Below are 17935 nucleotides of genomic sequence, written 5' to 3' on the forward strand. Positions count from 1 at the left end.
GGCCATTCCGGGAGCCGGGACGTCACCGGGGAGCGGATGGCCGCCCCCGGGCTCCGGTCGCGGCAAAGGCAGGATCGCCGCAGTCGCGGCCGTGCTCCACCCCAAATCGACACCGGCCCGGGCACAGGCACGCGAGGAAAGCCGCGGAGGCGGGCATCCTGCACCCGCCTCCGGTCGTCGCTTCAGGCCGCGATCCGGCCCAGGGCGGCCTCCAGCCGGGCGATCTCCGCCTGGGCGGCGGCGAGGCGCTCGCGATTCTCCTCGACCACCTCCGGCTTGGCCCGGGCGACGAAATCGGCGTTGTCGAGCTTGGTGGCGATCTTCTTCGCCTCCGCCTCGGCCTTGCCGCGCTCCTTCGCCAGGCGCGCGCGCTCGGCATCGATGTCGATGATGCCGGCCAGCGGCAGCATGATCGTCGCCTCGCCCAGCACCGCCTGCGCCACACCCTTGGGCGGCTCCCCGGTCAGCGGCCGGATCGCCTCGATCCGCGCCATGCGGGAGATGGTGTCCAGCCAGCGCTGGCCGCGCGCCAGCACCTCCGGCCCCGCACCCTGCACCAGCAGCGGGAAACGCTGGCTGGGCGGCACGTTCATCTCCGCCCGCACGCCGCGCACCGTGGAGATCAGCCCGACCAGCCAGTCCATCTCCTCGCGCGCCGCCTCGGGCTCGCTCACCCGCACGGGCTCCGGCCAAGTGGTGTGGATCAGGCTCAGCTCCGGGCCATAGCCCATCCTGTGCCACAGCTCCTCGGTGAAGAAGGGCGTCACCGGATGCATCAGCCGCAGCAGCACGCCCAGGACATGCTGCGCCGCGCCCTTGGCCTCGCGCGCCTCCGGCGTGTCGCCCGAGGCGAGCGCCGGCTTGGCGAATTCCAGGAACCAGTCGCAGAACGTGTCCCAGGCGAAGCGGCGCACAGCGGCGGCGTATTCGTCGAAGCGATAGGCCTGCAAGGCCGCCGTGGCCTCCCGCACCGCGAGGTTCGCCGCATCGATCACCCAGCGCGCCAGCGGCGTGGTGCAGGCCTCCGGCAGGAAGCCCGGATCGGCCTGGATGCCGTTCATCTCGCAGAAGCGCGCGGCGTTCCACAGCTTGGTGATGAAGGAGCGGCCGTTCTCCACGCGCGAACGCCCGAGCTTCACGTCGCGCCCCGGCCCGGCCAGCGCCGCGATGGTGAAGCGCACGGCATCGGCGCCGAAGCTGTCGATGAGCTCCAGGGGATCGATCACGTTCCCCTTGCTCTTCGACATCTTCTGGCCCTTCTCGTCGCGGACCAGCCCATGCATGTAGATGGTGCGGAAGGGCACGTCGCCCATGAAGTGCATGCCCATCATCATCATCCGGGCGACCCAGAAGAAGATGATGTCGAATCCCGTCACCAGCACATCGGTCGGGTAGTAGCGCGCGAGCTCCGGCGTCTGCTTCGGCCAGCCCAGCGTGGAGAAGGGCCAGAGCGCTGAGGAGAACCAGGTGTCGAGCACGTCCTCGTCACGGGTCAGCGCCTCGTCCCGCCCGTAATGGGCGCGGGCCTGCGCCTGCGCCCCGGCCTCGTCACGCGCCACGAAGGCGGTGCCGTCCGGCCCGTACCAGGCGGGGATGCGGTGACCCCACCAGAGCTGACGCGAGATGCACCAGGGCTCGATCTCCCGCATCCAGGCGAAGAAGGTGTTCTCCCACTGCTTCGGGACGAACTGCATGCGCCCGTCCTCGACCGCGGCGATGGCCGGCTTCGCCAGGGTCGCCGCGTCGCAGTACCACTGCATGGTCAGGCGCGGCTCGATCGGCACGCCGGACCGGTCGCCATGCGGCACGGCATGGATGTGCGGCTCGATCTTCTCCAGCAGCTCCAGCCGCTCCAGCTCGGCGACGATCGCCTCGCGCGCCTTGAAGCGGTCCAGGCCCGCCAGCGAGCGCACGAAAGCCGGGTCGGCGATGCCCTCCGCCGTGGCCAGATCGCCCTCGATCTCGTCGAGCGTCACCCGCGCCTCGGCATCCAACACCGAGAGGGCGGCGAGCCCGTGCCGCTTGCCGACCGCGAAGTCGTTGAAGTCATGGCCCGGGGTGATCTTTACCGCGCCGGTGCCCTTCTCCGGGTCGGAATACTCGTCCGCCACCACGGGGATGCGCCGCCCGGTCAGCGGCAGGATCACATGCCGGCCGATCAGGTCGCGGTAGCGCTCATCCTCCGGATGCACCGCCACGGCGGTGTCGCCCAGCATCGTCTCGGGCCGCGTGGTCGCCACGGTCAGGAAGCGGCCGGGCTGCCCCTCGACCGGATAGCGCAGGTGCCAGAGATGGCCCTTCACCTCGCGGCTCTCCACCTCCAGGTCGGAGATGGAGGACTGGAAGACCGGGTCCCAGTTCACCAGCCGCCGGTCGCGGTAGATCAGCCCCTGCTCGTGCAGGGTGACGAAGACCTCGCGGACGGCCTCGGAAAGCCCCTCATCCATGGTGAAGCGCTCGCGCGGCCAGTCCAGGCTGGCGCCGAGGCGGCGGAGCTGGCGGGTGATGGTGCCGCCGGACTGCGCCTTCCATTCCCAGACATGCTGGGTGAAGGCCTCGCGCCCGATCTCGCGCCGCTTGAGGCCCTGGGTGCCGAGCAGGCGCTCCACCACCATCTGGGTGGCGATGCCGGCATGGTCGGTGCCCGGCTGCCATAGCGTGTCCCGCCCCTGCATCCGGCGCCAGCGCACCAGCATGTCCTGGATGGTGAAGGTCAGCGCATGGCCGACATGCAGGCTGCCCGTGACATTGGGCGGCGGGATCATGATCGTGAAGGGCTGGGCCGGGCTGTCCGGCCGGGCGGAGAAGGCCCCGGACTGTTCCCAACCTTCGTAGAGCTTCGCCTCGAAATCGGCGGGCGTCAGGGTCTTTTCGAGCATGGCGCATCCCTGTGCCGGGAGGTGCCCGAACGTCAAGTGCGGAAGGGTTGCGCCCGGATCAGAACACCCCTCTCAGAACATCCTTCCGCACTCTGGTCGCAGGGGAGTCTCCCTGGGAGCCTCAGGAGGCCGGGCGGCCCAGCACCCGCTCGATCTCGGCGCGCACCATGCGCTCCACCATCCCCGGCAAATGCGCGTCCAGCCAGTTCTTCACCAGCGGCCGGATCTCCTCCCGCACCACATCCTCGATGCTCGGGCCATTGCGGGTGATGACGCTCTTCTGCTCGGCCGCCACGGCCCGCGCCAACTCGCTCAGGGCCGCGGCGGCGGCGGCGGCCGTGGAGGGCGCCAGCAGGGAACCGTGCTGGGCCGGCATGGCATCGGGCGACGGCGCCACGGGCGGCGGCCCCAATGGCGCTTCGGGCGGAGCCTCGGGGGCGACCATCATGGCCTCGGTCAGGGTCAGGGGTTCGGCGGCGGGTTCCGTGGCCGGTGCCGGGGCGGGTGCCTCCTCCGATTCCCCGCCGCGATGCGGGGCCGGGCTGGAGGTCAGCGGCGTCGAGCCCGGCAGCGCGCCCGCCGTGGCGGGCGCCGGCGCCGGGCGGGGCGCCAGGGTGGCAGTGCCGGCGCCGGGCATGGCCGCGGCCGCCGGGGCGATGGGGGCGCTGGCGGTGGGCTCATCCTCGTTCAGGATACGGCGGATGGAGGCGAGGATGTCCTCCATGTTGGGGTCCTGGCCGGCGGGCCCCTGCGATCCGGACATGCTCAGCGCTCCGTCGCGGCGGCGACCGGCGTGTAGTCGCCCAGGCCGATCCAGCGGTCGCGCACCGCCTTGTAATAAGCCGTCATGTCATAGATCTGCACCGGCAGGGCGAGGTCCTTCGCCGTCAGCCGCCCCACCGCCGCCGCGAGGGCGTAGGAGGAGGTCACGTTGCTCGCCAGGGCCTGCACCAACGCGACACGGTTGTTCAGCAGCTCCTGCTCCTGGTTCAGCACGTCCAGCGTGGTGCGGCTGCCAACCACGGCCTCGCGCTGCACGCCATCCAGGGCGACCTCGGCGGCGCGGATGGCGGCACGGTTGCCATCGACGGTGGCGCGGTTGCTCACCAGTGTCTCCCAGGCCGAGGTGGCCTGCTGGCTGGCCGTGCGGCGCTGGTCATCCACCACCTGCCGCAGCCGGGATGCATCCTGCCGCGCCGCGCGCACCGTCGCGTATTCCGCCCCGCCCTGGTACAGCGGCACGGTGACGTTGGCGGTGAACTGCCCACCCGTGAAGCGCGTGCCGTCGGTGTTGGCATTGTCGGCGCGATAGCCCTGGGCCTGCAGGCTGGCCTGCGGCAGCAGCGCCGCCATCTGCACGTCGATGGCGTCGCGCCCGGCGGCCTCGTCGAACAGCGCCGCCACCACGTTCGGATTGTTGACGGCGGCCATCTGGCTCGCCTCCTGCGAGGAGCGCACCGGCGCCTTCAGCGGCTGCGGCGCGGTCAGCCGGTTCGGAACCATGCCGATCACCTGCTGGAACACGGCGCGGGCGCTCTGGAGCTGCCCTTCCGCCGTGGCGCGGTTGGCACGCGCGGCGGAAAGCCGCGATTCCGCCTGGGCCACGTCGGTGCGGGTGATCTCGCCGACGCGGAAGCGCTCGTTGGTCGCGTCGAGCTGGCGCTGCAGCACCTGCACGTTGTTGACGTTGAGGCGCAGCTCCTCGGAATAGAGGATCATGTTGACATAGGCGTTGACCGCCTGCTGCAGCACCTGCTGCTCCGTGGCGAGGAGGCGGGCGCGCTGCGCCAGCACCTGGTTCTCCGCCCGGCGGGTGGAGGCCACGGTGCGGCCGCCGCGATAGATCGGCTGCGTCGCCGTTGCCGCCAGCGTCATCGTGTTGCGGGTGACGCGGCTGTAATAGGACACGTCGTTCTGCCGCGCGCGGGCCGTGCCATCGACATAGCCGGCGGCGCCGCTCAGCGACACGGTGGGCCGCCAGCCCGCCAGGGCCTGCGGCACGTTCTCGTCCACCACGCGAAGCTGCGCACGGGCCGTCTGCAGGGTCGGGTTGTTGGCATAGGTCTGCGCCAGGGCTTCCTGCAGCGACTGTGCCCTGGCCGCGGCGGGAAGGGCGAGCGCGGTGGCGAGGGCGAGGGTGAGGCGTCGTGACATCGGCACCGGAACTCCTTGCGCGGGCCCGAAGGCCGGGCGCCCAGGTCTCGAGGGATGGTTTCGCCGGAGCCTAGACCGCTCCGCCGCCCCATGGCCAGAAGAGCCGTCATCCGGAGACATCGTCGCGGACGGGCGGCAACAGGGGGGCGGGAGGAGGCCGGCAGGCCCCGGCGGGGCAGTGAGCCGGCCCCGCCTGGCGGGCCCGGCTCTGTCGGATCTTCGGTCGGGACGCTTCGGGCCGGATGGCCCGCGCGTTCAGCCCCGCCCGTTCAGGCGAAGACGAATCCGGCGGGCGCGGAGAAGCCGGGCAGCCGCTCCGTCTGGCAATCGAAGGCGGGAACGGCGGAGAAGGCACCCCCGGCCCGGCGGCCGAGCACCGCGCGGCCGGTCTGACCCTCCGGCCGCAGCACGGTCACGAGTCGCCCGCCCTCGGCGAGCTGCGCGGAGATGGCATCCGGTACCGCGGGCACCGCCCCTTCGATCAGGATGGCGTCATAGGGCGCGCCCTCGGGCCAGCCGGCGGCGAGGTCGCCCTGCTCCAGCCGCAGGCGCAGCCCGGTCAACCCGCCCAGGGCACGGCGCCCGATGGCGATCAGGCGCTCCTCGGATTCCAGCGCGACCACCTCGGCCCCCATCTCGGCCAGGACGGCAGCGCCGTAGCCCGAGCCGGCGGCGACCACCAGCACACGCTCCCCCGCCCGCGGGTTCAGGAGCTGGACCAGCCGCGCCAGGGCCATCGGCTGCATCAGGAAGCGCCCCTGGCCGAGCGGCACGTCGCCATCCACCATGGCGCGGTCCGCCAGGGCTGGGGGCACGAAATGCTCGCGCGGCAGTTGCAGCATGGCGTCCAGCAACCGGGTGTCGGTCACCTTGTTGGGGCGGACCTGCCCGTCCACCATGTAACGGCGCGCCTCGACGTAATCCATGCCGCCTCTGGACCCCCTGATGGTCGTATCTGGGGCCGCTTATAGGTCCGCCGGCGCATGGGGCCAAGCCTACAGCCGCGAATGTATCAGCTTCATGATGCCACCCCCTGGACAGGACCGTGCCCGCCCCGTAGATGGGCGGCGTGGCTCCGTGCCCGAGTGGTTAGGGAGCGGTCTGCAAAACCGTGTACGGCGGTTCGATTCCGCCCGGAGCCTCCACACCCCCTCCATCCTGAATACCGTGAAATCAGCCGATTGCGGCTGGTTCCTGCTGCCTTGCGCAAGGCGCTGGGCCGATATTCCGGAGAATGCCCGATTGTTTGAAAAAATCTGGCTCCCCTGTCTTGCGGCCCCCGTCACCCTCGGATAGATGAGCCCCACCACGGCGATCCCCGATAGCTCAGCTGGTAGAGCACGCGACTGTTAATCGCTAGGTCGTTGGTTCGAGTCCAACTCGGGGAGCCATCTTTCTTCCAGAAAGCCTGATGCGGTGACGGTACCGGGAACTTCCCCGGACCGGAGCACGCATCGCGGCTTTTGGTCTGGGAAAGGCCGGCAACGCCCGCAGCGCGCGGCTGTTGAACGGGCATCCCCCGGGGGAACCGGCCATCCGGGGAACCGCCAGGAAGAGTCCCATGCCCAGGCCCGCCCGGAAGGAGGATTTCCCGCCCGCCGGAATCCGCCGCTTTCTTGAGCCCGGTCCAATCGTGCTGCTCTCTTCCCATTGGCAAGGGCGGGACAACATCATGACCCTGGGCTGGCACATGGTCATGGAATTCACGCCCTCCCTGGTCGCCTGCCTGATCTCGCGCGGCAACCACAGCCACGGGATGATCCGGAAAAGCCGGGAATGCGTGATCAACCTGCCCACCACGCGCCTGACCGACGAGGTCGTCGGGATCGGCAATTGCAGCGGGGCGGAGACCGACAAGTTCGCTGCCTTCGGCCTGACCGCCGAACCGGCCAGCGAGGTCCGGGCGCCTCTGATCGGCGAATGCCATGCCAGCTTCGAATGCCGCCTGCACGACGACGCGCTGGTCGGAAAGTACGATCTCTTCGTCTTCGAGGTGGTGAAGGCGCATGTCGCCCCCTCCCCCGGCATCCGGAAACCCTGCACTACACGGGGGATGGCGTCTTCATGGTGTCGGGACGGATCATCAGCCGCCGGTCCCTGTTCCGGCCGGAGATGCTCTGACCCGGCGCATCCGCCATCGTTCCTGATGGTTTTCTTCGTGTTGTCATGATCCTGGTGCTGGCGCGACCGGGCCCGGCATGCAGAATCCGGCCATGCCCCGCGAACAGATCCTGACCAACGCCACCCTTGTCTTGCCCGACCGCCTGCTCGACGGCACCATCCTCCTCCGTGACGGGCAGATCGCGGAGATCGCGGCCGGCCGCAGCCAGGTGCCAGGCGCGCTGGACCTGGAGGGCGACCACCTCATCCCCGGCATCATCGACCTGCATACGGACAACCTGGAACGCCAGGTCCTGCCGCGCGCGGGCGCCCGCTGGCCCTCGCGCTCCGCCATGCTGTCGCATGACGCGCAGACCGCGGCGGCGGGCGTGACGACGGTCTTCGACGCGCTTTGCGTGGGCGACATCAATCCCAACGGCGCCCGGCACCGCACCTTCCTGGACGGCGTGGCCGACCTCGCGGCCCTGGCCCCGGCCGGTGTGCTGAAATGCGACCATTTCCTGCACCTGCGCTGCGAGCTGCCGGCGCCGGACATGGCGGGACTGCTGGCCGAGGTGGCGGAGCATCCCTCGCTGCGCCTCGCCAGCCTGATGGACCATGCCCCGGGCGTCGGCCAGTTCGTGGACATGGACCGCTATCGCGGCATGAAGCAGCGCGAGGGCATGGAGGAGGTGGAGGTGGAGGCGCATATCGACGCCATGACCACCCTGCGGGCGGAGAATGCCGCCCGCAACCGCGCCGCGCTGCTGGAGATGCTGGGCGGCCGCGTCCCGCTCGCCGCGCATGACGACTGGAGCGCCGCCGAGGTCGCCCGGAACCACGCCGACGGCATCGGGATCAGCGAATTCCCGGTGAACCACGAGGCCGCCCGCGCCGCCCGGGCGCATGGCATGGACATCATCGTCGGGGCGCCCAACCTCGTGCGCGGCGGCAGCCATTCCGGCAATGTCGCGGCCATTGATCTGGTGCGCGAAGGGCTGGTGGACTGCATCGCCAGCGACTACGTGCCCCCCGCCATGCTGGAGGCCGCCTGGCGCCTCGGCACGGAGGAGGACATCGGCCTTCCGGCCGCCATCGCCCTGGTCACCGCGAACCCCGCCCGCATGGCGCGGCTGGAGGATCGCGGCCGGCTGGAGCCCGGGCTGCGCGGCGACCTGGTGCGGGTGCGCCCCCTCCCCGCCTCGCTCACCGGCACGCCGCTGCCCATGGTGCGCTCGGTCTGGCTCGCCGGGGAGCGCATCGCGTGACACCCTCCGCCGAGACCGCCCGCGTCGCCCTCTACTGGGCGCCCGGGCACGACGACCCGCTGCACCGCCTCGGCGCCTCCTGGCTCGGACGCGATCCGGAAACCGGCGCCACGCTGGAACAGCCGCATATCCCGGGCTTCGATCTGGCCGAGGCGACGGCGGAGGCGCGCCTCTACGGCCTGCACGGCACGCTGAAGGCACCCTTCCGCCTCGCCACCCCCTATGCGGAGTTCCGCGAAGGGGCGATGGCGCTGGCGGCGCGGTTGCGCCCCTTCACCCTGCCGCCGCTGGCGCTGGAGAATTTCGGTGGCTTCCTGGCGCTGCGCGAGGCCGAGCCCTCGGCCGCCCTCCAGGACTTCTGCGACGCCTGCGTCGAATCCCTGGACCCGTTCCGCGCGCCGCTGAACGAGGCCGAGTTCGCCCGCCGCCGCCCGGAACGCCTGGAGCCGCGCCGCCGCGCGCATCTGGAGCGCTGGGGCTATCCGGATGTCTTCGAGGACTGGAAGTTCCACGTCACCCTGTCCCGCCGCCTGTCGGAGCAGGAGGCGGCCCAGGTCCGGCCGGTGCTGGAGGCGCATCTGGGCGATGTCCCGGCCCGCCCGCGCCCGGTCCGGGAGCTCTGCATCTTCACCCAGCGGGCGCCCGGCGCGCCCTTCCTGATCGCGGAAAGGCTGCCTCTGCTCGGCTGATGCGATTTTCGCCGCGTCCTTCTGCTGACGCGGCGCGGGGCGCGGGTCTATGACTCGCGCCCATGTTCACCACACGCCCCGAGATCGCCGGCACCTTCGGTGCCGTCGCCAGCACGCACTGGATCGCGAGCCAGGTCGGCATGGCCGTGCTGGAGCGGGGCGGCAACGCCTTCGACGCCGCCGCCGCCGCTGGCTTCACGCTGCAACTCGCCGAGCCGCACCTGAACGGCCCGCTCGGCGACTGCCCCATCATCGTCCATGACGCCGCCACCGGCACGCAGAACGTGATCTGCGGCCAGGGCGTGGCCCCGGCGGCGCTGGACGTGGCACTGGTGCGGGACTCGCTGGGGCTGGACCTGATCCCCGGCACGGGGCTGCTGCCGGCCATGGTGCCGGGCGCCTTCGACGCCTGGGCCACCATGCTGCGCGACCACGGCACCTGGCGGATCGCCGATGTGCTGGAATTCGCCATCGGCTACGCCATGCGGGGTATCCACTATGTGCCGCGCATCTGCGCCACGGTGCAGACGATGCGCCCGCTCTTCGAACAGGAATGGCCCACCAGCGCCGCGCTCTGGCTGCGCGATGGCGGGCCGAGGCCGGGCCGTCTCTGGGCGAACCCGGCCCTGGGCGAGACCTACCGGCGCGTGGTGCGGGAGGCCGAAGCGGCGGGCCCGGACCGCGTGGCCCAGATCGATGCCGCGCGCCGCGCCTGGTACGAGGGCTTCGTGGCCGAGGCGATCGACCGCTTCGTGCGCGGCACCGAGGTGCTGGACGCCTCCGGCCGCCGCAACAGGGGCGTGCTGACCGGGCAGGACATGGCGAAGTGGCGCGCCCCGGTGGAGACGCCCCTCGCCCTGGACTATGGCGATGTCTGTGTCCTGAAATGCGGCGCCTGGAGCCAGGGGCCGACCCTGCTGCAAACCCTCGCCCTGCTGCGCGGCTTCGACCTGAACGCCACCGACGCCACGGGCGAGGAATTCGTGCATCTGGTGGTCGAGGCGATGAAGCTCGCCTTCGCCGACCGCGAGGCCTTCTACGGCGATCCGGACTTCACCGCCGTTCCGATGGAGACGCTGCTCTCCGAACCCTACAACGCCGCGCGCCGGGCGCTGATCGGGGCCACGGCCTCGCTGGAATTCCGCCCCGGCTCGCCGGACGGGATCGCGCCGCGCACCGACTACGCCGCCGCCGTGGCCCGTGCCGAGGCGGCGCATGAGGCGCTGGGCGGGGGCGAGCCGACTGTATCGCGCCTCGGCGCCTCGGGTGGCGACACCTGCCATGTCGATGTGGTGGACCGCTGGGGCAATATGGTCTCGGCCACGCCCTCGGGCGGCTGGCTGCAATCCTCGCCCGCCATCCCGGAACTGGGCTTCTGCCTCGGCACGCGCGGGCAGATGTTCTGGCTGGACGAGACGCTGCCGAACGGGCTGAAGCCGGGCAAGCGGCCGCGCACCACCCTCTCCCCCTCCATGGCGCTGCGCGACGGCCGGGCCTGGATGAGCTTCGGCACGCCGGGCGGCGAGCAGCAGGACCAGTGGCAGCCGATCATGCTGCTGCGGATGCTGCATCACGGGCTGAACATCCAGCAGGCGATCGACGCCCCCGCCTTCCACACGGAGCACTGGGTCTCCTCCTTCTGGCCGCGCGGCGCGCGCCCTGGGAAGGTGGTGCTGGAAGGCCGCTACGACGCCGCGGTGGCGGCGGCGCTGACGGCGCGCGGGCACAAGGTGGAGGTCGGGCCGGACTGGTCGGAAGGGCGGCTCAGCGCCGTCCGCCGGGAGCCGGACGGGCAGATCCTGGCCGGCGCGAATCCGCGCGGCATGCAGGGCTACGCGGTCGGCCGCTGACTTCGCCGGGCGACGGCGCCGCGCACCGTCGCCTTAGCCTTGCACCGTGGCAGGGCGGAGATAGGCGAGCACGGCCTCCGTCACCATGCGCCTCTGCGCCGCCGCATCGGCCGGATCGTCCAGCGCGCGGCCGAAGATCGCCTTCCAGGTGTGACGGTTGGAGATCCGGTAGAAGCAGGTCGAGACGATCAGCAGGTGCAGATGCAGCGGGTCCACATCCCGCCGGAACACGCCATCCCGTACGCCGCGCGCCAGCACCTCCTCCAGCAGGCCCAGCACCACCGAACTGCGCGAGGCGATGGTGGGCGAGGATGAGACATGCTGGGCGGCATAGATATTGGCCACCGAGATCAGCCGGCTCCAGTCGGGATTCTCGTTGTGGTAGTCGAAGGTGACCTCCACCAGCCGGCGGATGGCCTCCACCGGCGGCAGGGCCGAAGGCGCCACCGCCTGCTCGATGCTCCGCATCTCGGCATAGACTTCCTCCAGCACGGCGGAGAAGAGCTCCTCCTTGCTGCCGAAGTGGTAGTAGACCATCGGCTTGGTCGTCCGGGCCAGGGCGACGATCTCCCCCACATTGGCGCCGCTGTAGCCCTTCTCGGCGAAGATGGCGCGCGCGGCGTCGAGGATGTTCTGCCGCGTCCGCTGCGATCCGGCCGACCGGCCGCGGGGTCGCGTGGGCTTTTCCAAGACGAGTTCCATCGACGTGTCTCCGGCAAGGTTTGGCGCAACCGGAGGCCCCTTCGCCGGGCCGTGCCTCGTCACGCGGTCATGTAAAAAATAACTCTTTAAATCTACCTTACGGTAGGTCTAAAGAGCGGATGAGAGTGCTGGCGTAACGAGCGCCTGTTCAACAGGTGCTGAGGGAGGACAGATGGCGAGAATCCTTGGGCCTGGATGTCCAGGCGTCACCCGGCATGGACCGGCTCTGGCCGCGCGGCCACGGGCGATGAGGAGCCGCAGCCTCACCGGACACCGGTATTCCGGCCCACCGTCCCGGATCGCCTGACCACCCCACCGGCGGGGCCATCCCGGCGACGCCGACTCAGCAACACCACCCTGGCCATACCGGACGCCACCCCAGAGCGGTGGCTGCCCAGGCCATGAGCCGACGGACCAGTCGAGAGGAAACAGGAATGAGCGGGCTTACAGAACACGAGCCGCATGCCCGACACCAATCCAAGAAGGCCGCGGCCAGCGGCTGGATCGGGTCGGCACTCGAATATTATGACTTCTTCATCTATGCCACCGCCGCAGCGCTGATCTTTCCGCAGATCTTCTTTCCGTCCGGCAACCCGACCGTGGCCATCGTCGCCTCGCTGGCCACCTATGGCGTCGGCTATGTCGCGCGCCCGATCGGCGCCTTTGTGCTGGGCCATATGGGCGATACCATCGGCCGCAAGCGGGTGCTGATCTTCTGCATGTTCCTGATGGGCATCTCGACCATGCTGGTCGGCATCCTGCCCACTTATCAGCAGGCCGGTATCCTGGCGCCGATCCTGCTGGTGACCCTGCGCCTCGTCCAGGGCTTCGCCGTGGCCGGCGAGATCTCCGGCGCCAGCTCCATGATCCTGGAGCACGCGCCCTTCGGGCGGCGCGGCTTCTATGCCAGCTTCACCCTGCAGGGCGTGCAGGCCGGGCAGATCCTGGCCGCCGCGGTCTTCCTGCCGCTCGCCCACTACATGCCGGCGGACGCCTTCAACTCCTGGGGCTGGCGCATCCCTTTCCTGCTCAGCTTCGTCGTGATCGTGGTCGGCTTCATCATCCGCCGCGAGGTCGAGGAGACGCCCGCCTTCACCGAGGAGGAGAGCAAGTCCGGCACGCCGCGCGCCCCGATCAAGGAGGCCTTCCGCGAGAGCTGGCCCGACATGATCCGCGTCGTCTGCATGGCGCTGATGAATGTGATCCCGGTCGTGACAACGGTGTTCGGCGGCGCCTATGCGGTGCAGGCCGCCTACGGCATCGGCTTCCACGCGGATGTCTATCTGTGGATCCCCGTCCTCGGGAACATCCTGGCGGTGTGATCCCCTTCGTCGGCAACCTGTCCGACAGGATCGGCCGCCGTCCGCCGATCATCGTGGGTGCCCTCGGCGCCGGGCTGCTGTCCTTCGGCTACCTCTATGCCATCAGCATCCACAATGTGCCGCTGGCGATCATCATGTCGCTGCTGATGTGGGGGCTGGTCTACCAGGGCTACAACGCGGTCTTCCCGAGCTTCTTCCCGGAGCTCTTCCCGACCCGCACCCGCGTTTCGGCGATGGCGATCTCGCAGAACATCGGCACGACGATCTCCGCCCTGCTGCCGGCGCTCTTCACCGCCATAGCGCCCCCGGGCTCGGCCAATATCCCGCTGACCATCGGGGCGGTCACCCTGGGCATCACGGCGATCGCGGCGATCGCGGCCTACAGCGCCCGCGAGACCTACCGGATCCACATGAACGACCTGGGCCAGGTCAATGCCCAGCCGGTGGAGAAGGGCCGCTACGAGGAGATGCGCCTGGCGTCGATCAACGCCATCGCCAAGAGCTGAGGCGATCCGGCCGGGGCGGGTTTCCGCCCCGATCCGGCGGTGGGCCGGCGGAGATGTCTCCGCCGGCCTTTTTCATGCGCTCAGGCCTTGCTCACGCCCCAGAAGAGCGGGAACGGCGCCTGCGCCACGCCCTTCAGACCGTTCCGCCAGGCGGCATAGCCCAGGAAGAAGCCGGTCGGCACATAGGTCACGAGATCCATGGAACCGGCATTGATCCTGTCCATGGCGGCCTTCTCGGCGGCGAGGTCCGGCGCGTCGAACCAGTTCGCGATATCGGCCTGAACCTTGTCCGACTTCGGCCAGCCGAACCAGGCGCCGTCGCCGCTCGCATCCACGCCCTTGTAGGGGGCGGGGTTGATGCAATCGACGCCGGAATGCCAGGAGAAGAAGATGTTCCAGCCGCCCTGCGACGGCGGCGCCTTGCTGGTGCGGCGGGAGCCCACGGTGCCCCAGTCCAGTGCCTGATAATCCACCTGGAAGCCCAGATTCTTCAGCACCTCGGCGGTCACGTCGCCCTGCGCCTTGGTGATGGGGACATCGGAGGCCACCAGCATCGTCACCTTGGCTCCGGCATGGCCGGCCTCGGCGATCAGCTTCTTCGCCGCCTCGATCTGGCGCGGCCCCTTCAGGCGCTCCGCCCCCGCCTCGGTGTAGAGCGGTGTGCCGGGCGTGAAGAAGCTCGGCAGGCGCTTCCACAGCGCCTCGTCGTCACCGACGATGGCGCGCATGTAGTCCTCCTGGTCCACCGCCATCTGCAGGGCGTGGCGCACGCGCACATCGTCGAAGGGCGGCTGCAGGTGATTGATGCGCATGGCGCCGATATTGCCGAGCGGGTCGGCGATCCCGACGTTCAGGCCCCGCACGCCCTTGAGCACGGGCACGAGGTCGGCGATCGGATTCTCCCACCAGTCGATCTCGCCGCTCTGCAGGGCGCCGGCGGCGGTGCCGGGGTCGGGCATCGTGACCCATTCCACGCGGTCCAGCAGCACCTTCTTGCCGCCGGCCAGCCAGTCGGCGGGCTCGTCGCGCGGCTGGTAGTCCGGGTTGCGCTCGAAGACCGCCTTCGAGCCGGCCATCCACTCGTCACGCTTGAAGCGGAAGGGGCCGGAGCCGACATACTCCTTGATCTGCTGGAACGGATCGGTCTTCGCGATCCGCTCCGGCATGATCACCAGCAGCGGCGTGTTGCTCTTGCCCAGGGCGAAGAGCAGCTTCGGGAAGGGCTTGTTGAGCCGGAAGCGGAAGGTGCGGTCGTCCACCGCCTCCAGCACGTCCAGCCGGGCCTTGATCATCTGGCCCATCGTGTCGCGCGCCATCCAGCGGTTCACGCTGGCCACCACATCGGCGCTGCGCACGGGCTCCCCGTCATGGAACTTCAGCCCGGGGCGCAGGCGGAAGGTCCAGGTCCTGAACCCGTCCGCGACCTCGTGCCCCTCGCACATCTGCGGCTTCGGCTGAAGGTCCGCGCCCAGGCCGTAGAGCATGTCGAAGACCATCATCGCGCCGTTGCGCACCACGAGCTGGGTGCCGGCCACGGCGTCGAGGTTCGGCAGGTCGGCCTGCGGGACGAAGCGCAGGGTCTTGCTCCCGCCGCTGCCCTGCGCACGCGGGATGCGCGGCGTGGCCAGAACGGCCGTGGCCACGGCCGCCGCCGTGCCTTTCAGAAGATCCCGACGCTGCATTGCTCTTTTCCCTCGCAGAGTGGCGGCCTGCCCAATAAATCAGCGGCCGACGCGGGGACATAAACCAATCGTGTTGATATGCCCACTGTTCGGGCGTTAATGAAAAGTTTCAGCCAGTCATGATCAAAGTAACGCCAATAGATGAAAAAATAATCAAACATCGGGGAATTTTCCGCCATCTGTGCCCTTCCCGTCCCGCGTCGCGGCGTTCATCTTCCTGCGCAACGGAGGGTGCGATGCGCGCGATCTTTGTGATGATCAAATGCGAGATGGGGCAGTCCTACCGTGTGGCGCGGGAGATGGTGGACGGCATCCCGGAACTGTCGGAGATGCATTCGACCTCCGGGCAGTACGACCTGCTGGGCAAGTTCTATCTTGAACCCGACCAGGATATCGGCCTCTTCGTGGTGGAGCGGGTGCAGACTGTGCCGGGGGTGAAGGACACCTACACGATCCAGACCTTCAACGCTTTCTCGGCCTGAGGCCCCGCCCCAGCCGCCGGGTTCAGCCCGTCAGTCCGCGTCGGTAGAGTTCCAGTGTCGCCGCGTCGAAGCAGGCGAAGATGACCTTCAGGTCCCCTTCCTCCAGCGCCCGGCGATCATGCTCACGGCGATATGGGCCGCCGGACCCGTGGGATAGCCATAGATGCCGGTAGAGATTGCCGGGAAGGCGATGCTGCGCCCGCCGGCCTGCCGTAGCAGGGCGAGCGAATTCCGGTAGCAGGCGGCCAGCAGTTCCGCCTCCCCCTGGTTCCCGCCGCGCCAGACCGGGCCGACCGTATGGATCACATGGCGGGCCGGCAGGCGGAAGCCGGGGGTGATCCTCGCCTCCCCCGTCGGGCAGGGCGCCTGGGCGCGGGAGGCGCGGACCAGTTCCGGGCCGGCGGCGCGGTGGATCGCCCCATCCACCCCGCCGCCCCCGGCCAGGGCGCTGTTCGCCGCGTTCACGATCGCATCCACCGCCAGGGTGGTGATGTCCACCTGTTCCGCCCGCATGCCCATGGCGCAGCCTCCCTGTCACGCCGTCGGCCCCGGAGCGGGGGAAGGCACTGCCCTCCCCGCTCCGGGCGCCTCAGTAGCCGAGCGCGATGCCGTCCTTGCGCGGGTCCGAACCGCCGATCAGCACGCCGCGCTCATGGTCGATCAGGATCGCCTGGCCACCGCCATGCGGGCTGTGGATCGGGCAGCAGGAATGGCCCATGCGCTGCAGCTTCTCCACCAGCTCCATGGGGATGCCACGCTCCACCTGCACCTTGCCGCCCAGCGGGAAAAGGCGTGGCAGGTCCAGCGCCTCCTGCGGGTTCAGGCCGAACTCGAAATGGTTAGCGAGGAAGAGCGTCTGGCCCATCGGCTGGAAATGCCCGCCCATCACGCCATAGGGCATGATGGCGTGGCCGTCCTTCATGACCATGCCGGGGATGATGGTGTGCATCGGGCGCTTGCGCGGCGCGATGCAGTTCGGATGCCCTTCCTGCAGCCGGAAGCCGAAGCCCCGGTTCTGCAGCATCACGCCGCTCTTCTCCGCCAGGATGCCGGAGCCGAAGCCCTCGAAGAGCGAGTTGATGAAGGAGCAGGCATTGCCGTCCTTGTCCACCACGCAGAGATAGACGGTGTCCTTGTGCCTCGCCCAGTCCGCCTCGCCCGGCGGGGGCAGTTCCGGCAGGGCGCGGTCGTCGCGGATCTGGGCGCGGATCGCGTCGGCATAGGCCGGCGAGGTCAGGTGCCCGACCGGCACCTCGACCTGCGACGGATCGGCGAGGAAGGCGTCGCGGTCGCGATAGGCGAAGCGCGCCGCCTCGATGTGCCGGTGCATGCGCTCGGCCGAGAGGGGGCCGCCGGCCGGCGTCTCGAAGCCGCCCAGGATGTTCAGCAGCATCAGCACCAGCATGCCGGAGCCGTTGGGCGGGCACTGGTAGACATCCATGCCGCGCCAGCTCGTGCGGATCGGTTCGACGAACTCGGCCACCGTCTGCCCGGCGGCGAAATCCTCCTCCGTATGCGTGCCGCCGGCCTCGCGCAGCACCGCCACCATGTCGGCCGCCACGGCGCCGGTGTAGAAGCCGGCCGCGCCCTGCCGCGCGATCGCGCGCAGCGTCTCGGCCAGTTCCGGCTGGCGGAACACATCCCCGACGCCATAGGGCCGGCCATCCTTCAGGAAGCTGCGGGCCGTGGCCGGGTGCTTCCGCAGCTTCTCGGTGCCCAGCTCCCAGTCATGGGCCACGCGCGGTGTGACCGGATGCCCTTCCTCCGCCCAGCGGATCGCCGGTTGCAGCACCGCGTCCAGCCCCAGCTTCCCATGGGTGCGGGACAGCAGATCCCAGGCCGAAACGGCGCCCGGGACCGTCACCGAATGGGCGGAGGTGTTGACCATCGCGGTCAGCCCGGCGGCGCGCAGTGCCTCCGGCGTCGCGCCGGCCGGGGCGCGGCCCGAACCGTTCAGCGCCACGACCTTGCCCGTGCCGGCCGGGGCATAGAGGCAGAAGCAGTCGCCGCCGATTCCGGTGCTCTGCGGCTCCACCACCGCCAGCACGGCGGCGGCGGCGATGGCCGCGTCCATCGCGTTGCCGCCCGCCCGGAGGATGTCGATCGCCGCCAGGGTGGCGGCGGGCATCGAGGTGGCCACCATCCCATGGGTGGCGATGGCCGGGCTGCGGCCGGGGCGGTGGAAGTCACGGATCACGGCGGGGAACACTCCTGGCGACCGGCCGCCGGAATGCGGCCGCGCGTCTCGCGACGGACGCTGGCATGGCCCCCGAGCCACGGCAACCGTGCAGGCGGCATGCC

Annotated in this window: 15 protein-coding genes and 2 tRNA genes; 9 read left to right on the plus strand and 8 right to left on the minus strand. The window is 70.0% G+C overall.

Annotated features, from left to right (window positions below):
* Positions 1–182: 182 nt before the first annotated feature.
* The 4 genes from MVG78_RS13425 to MVG78_RS13440 all read right to left on the minus strand — a co-directional run bounded on the left by MVG78_RS13425 (position 183) and on the right by MVG78_RS13440 (position 5959).
* Positions 183–2879 carry a valine--tRNA ligase gene (locus MVG78_RS13425; RefSeq protein WP_247552257.1) on the minus strand — a complete coding sequence of 899 codons (2697 nt, stop codon included), beginning with the start codon at positions 2877–2879 and terminating at the stop codon, positions 183–185.
* Between the two features lie 121 nt (positions 2880–3000).
* Positions 3001–3642 (minus strand): DUF2497 domain-containing protein, encoded by a 642-nt coding sequence (locus tag MVG78_RS13430; RefSeq protein WP_247552259.1) that lies wholly within the window; start codon positions 3640–3642, stop codon positions 3001–3003.
* Between the two features lie 2 nt (positions 3643–3644).
* Positions 3645–5033 carry a TolC family outer membrane protein gene (locus MVG78_RS13435; RefSeq protein ID WP_247552260.1) on the minus strand — a complete coding sequence of 463 codons (1389 nt, stop codon included), beginning with the start codon at positions 5031–5033 and terminating at the stop codon, positions 3645–3647.
* 269 nt (positions 5034–5302) lie between these two features.
* Positions 5303–5959, minus strand: a complete 657-nt coding sequence (locus tag MVG78_RS13440; protein WP_247552262.1) for a protein-L-isoaspartate O-methyltransferase family protein — start codon at positions 5957–5959, stop codon at positions 5303–5305.
* A gap of 145 nt (positions 5960–6104) precedes the next feature.
* On the opposite strand from MVG78_RS13440, the gene MVG78_RS13445 reads away from it, so the two are divergent.
* From MVG78_RS13445 to MVG78_RS13470, 6 genes are all read left to right on the plus strand, one after another.
* A tRNA-Cys gene (locus MVG78_RS13445) sits at positions 6105–6178 on the plus strand.
* A 170-nt stretch (positions 6179–6348) separates the two neighbouring features.
* Positions 6349–6424, plus strand: a tRNA-Asn gene (locus tag MVG78_RS13450).
* Between the two features lie 170 nt (positions 6425–6594).
* Positions 6595–7203 carry a flavin reductase family protein gene (locus tag MVG78_RS13455; RefSeq protein WP_247552264.1) on the plus strand — a complete coding sequence of 203 codons (609 nt, stop codon included), beginning with the start codon at positions 6595–6597 and terminating at the stop codon, positions 7201–7203.
* A 43-nt stretch (positions 7204–7246) separates the two neighbouring features.
* A complete protein-coding gene (locus MVG78_RS13460) occupies positions 7247–8401 on the plus strand; it encodes an alpha-D-ribose 1-methylphosphonate 5-triphosphate diphosphatase (RefSeq protein ID WP_247552266.1) in 1155 nt (384 codons plus the stop codon).
* Complete coding sequence (locus MVG78_RS13465) at positions 8398–9090, plus strand: DUF1045 domain-containing protein (protein WP_247552268.1); 693 nt, start codon at positions 8398–8400, stop codon at positions 9088–9090. The genes MVG78_RS13460 and MVG78_RS13465 overlap by 4 nt, the downstream gene beginning before the upstream one ends.
* A gap of 62 nt (positions 9091–9152) precedes the next feature.
* Positions 9153–10940 carry a gamma-glutamyltransferase family protein gene (locus MVG78_RS13470; RefSeq protein WP_247552270.1) on the plus strand — a complete coding sequence of 596 codons (1788 nt, stop codon included), beginning with the start codon at positions 9153–9155 and terminating at the stop codon, positions 10938–10940.
* A 33-nt stretch (positions 10941–10973) separates the two neighbouring features.
* On the opposite strand, the gene MVG78_RS13475 is transcribed toward MVG78_RS13470, so the two are convergent.
* Positions 10974–11642, minus strand: coding sequence for a TetR/AcrR family transcriptional regulator (locus tag MVG78_RS13475; RefSeq protein ID WP_247552272.1), 669 nt, complete (start codon positions 11640–11642; stop codon positions 10974–10976).
* Positions 11643–12076: 434 nt separating this feature from the next.
* On the opposite strand from MVG78_RS13475, the gene MVG78_RS13480 reads away from it, so the two are divergent.
* The gene (locus tag MVG78_RS13480) at positions 12077–12964 is read left to right on the plus strand and encodes an MFS transporter (protein WP_247552274.1); all 888 of its coding nucleotides are present in this window, start codon (positions 12077–12079) and stop codon (positions 12962–12964) included.
* Positions 12961–13470, plus strand: a complete 510-nt coding sequence (locus tag MVG78_RS13485; protein ID WP_247552276.1) for an MFS transporter — start codon at positions 12961–12963, stop codon at positions 13468–13470. Before MVG78_RS13480 ends, MVG78_RS13485 begins: the two co-directional genes overlap by 4 nt.
* An 80-nt stretch (positions 13471–13550) precedes the next feature.
* Here the strand turns inward: MVG78_RS13485 and MVG78_RS13490 are convergent, their stop codons facing one another.
* Positions 13551–15152 carry an ABC transporter substrate-binding protein gene (locus tag MVG78_RS13490; RefSeq protein ID WP_247552278.1) on the minus strand — a complete coding sequence of 534 codons (1602 nt, stop codon included), beginning with the start codon at positions 15150–15152 and terminating at the stop codon, positions 13551–13553.
* Positions 15153–15388: 236 nt separating this feature from the next.
* Between MVG78_RS13490 and MVG78_RS13495 the strand changes: the two genes are divergently transcribed.
* On the plus strand, positions 15389–15634 hold the full coding sequence (locus tag MVG78_RS13495) for an Lrp/AsnC ligand binding domain-containing protein (protein WP_027280951.1): 246 nt from the start codon (positions 15389–15391) through the stop codon (positions 15632–15634).
* Positions 15635–15721: 87 nt separating this feature from the next.
* Here MVG78_RS13495 and MVG78_RS13500 read toward each other — a convergent pair whose 3' ends face one another.
* Positions 15722–16153: a macro domain-containing protein gene (locus tag MVG78_RS13500; RefSeq protein ID WP_247552280.1), complete on the minus strand. Its 432-nt coding sequence runs from the start codon at positions 16151–16153 to the stop codon at positions 15722–15724.
* A gap of 70 nt (positions 16154–16223) precedes the next feature.
* A complete protein-coding gene (gene ggt / locus MVG78_RS13505; protein WP_247560440.1) occupies positions 16224–17828 on the minus strand; it encodes a gamma-glutamyltransferase in 1605 nt (534 codons plus the stop codon).
* Positions 17829–17935: the final 107 nt, after the last annotated feature.

It is taken from the genome of Roseomonas gilardii subsp. gilardii (genome assembly GCF_023078375.1).
Taxonomy (GTDB): domain Bacteria; phylum Pseudomonadota; class Alphaproteobacteria; order Acetobacterales; family Acetobacteraceae; genus Roseomonas; species Roseomonas gilardii.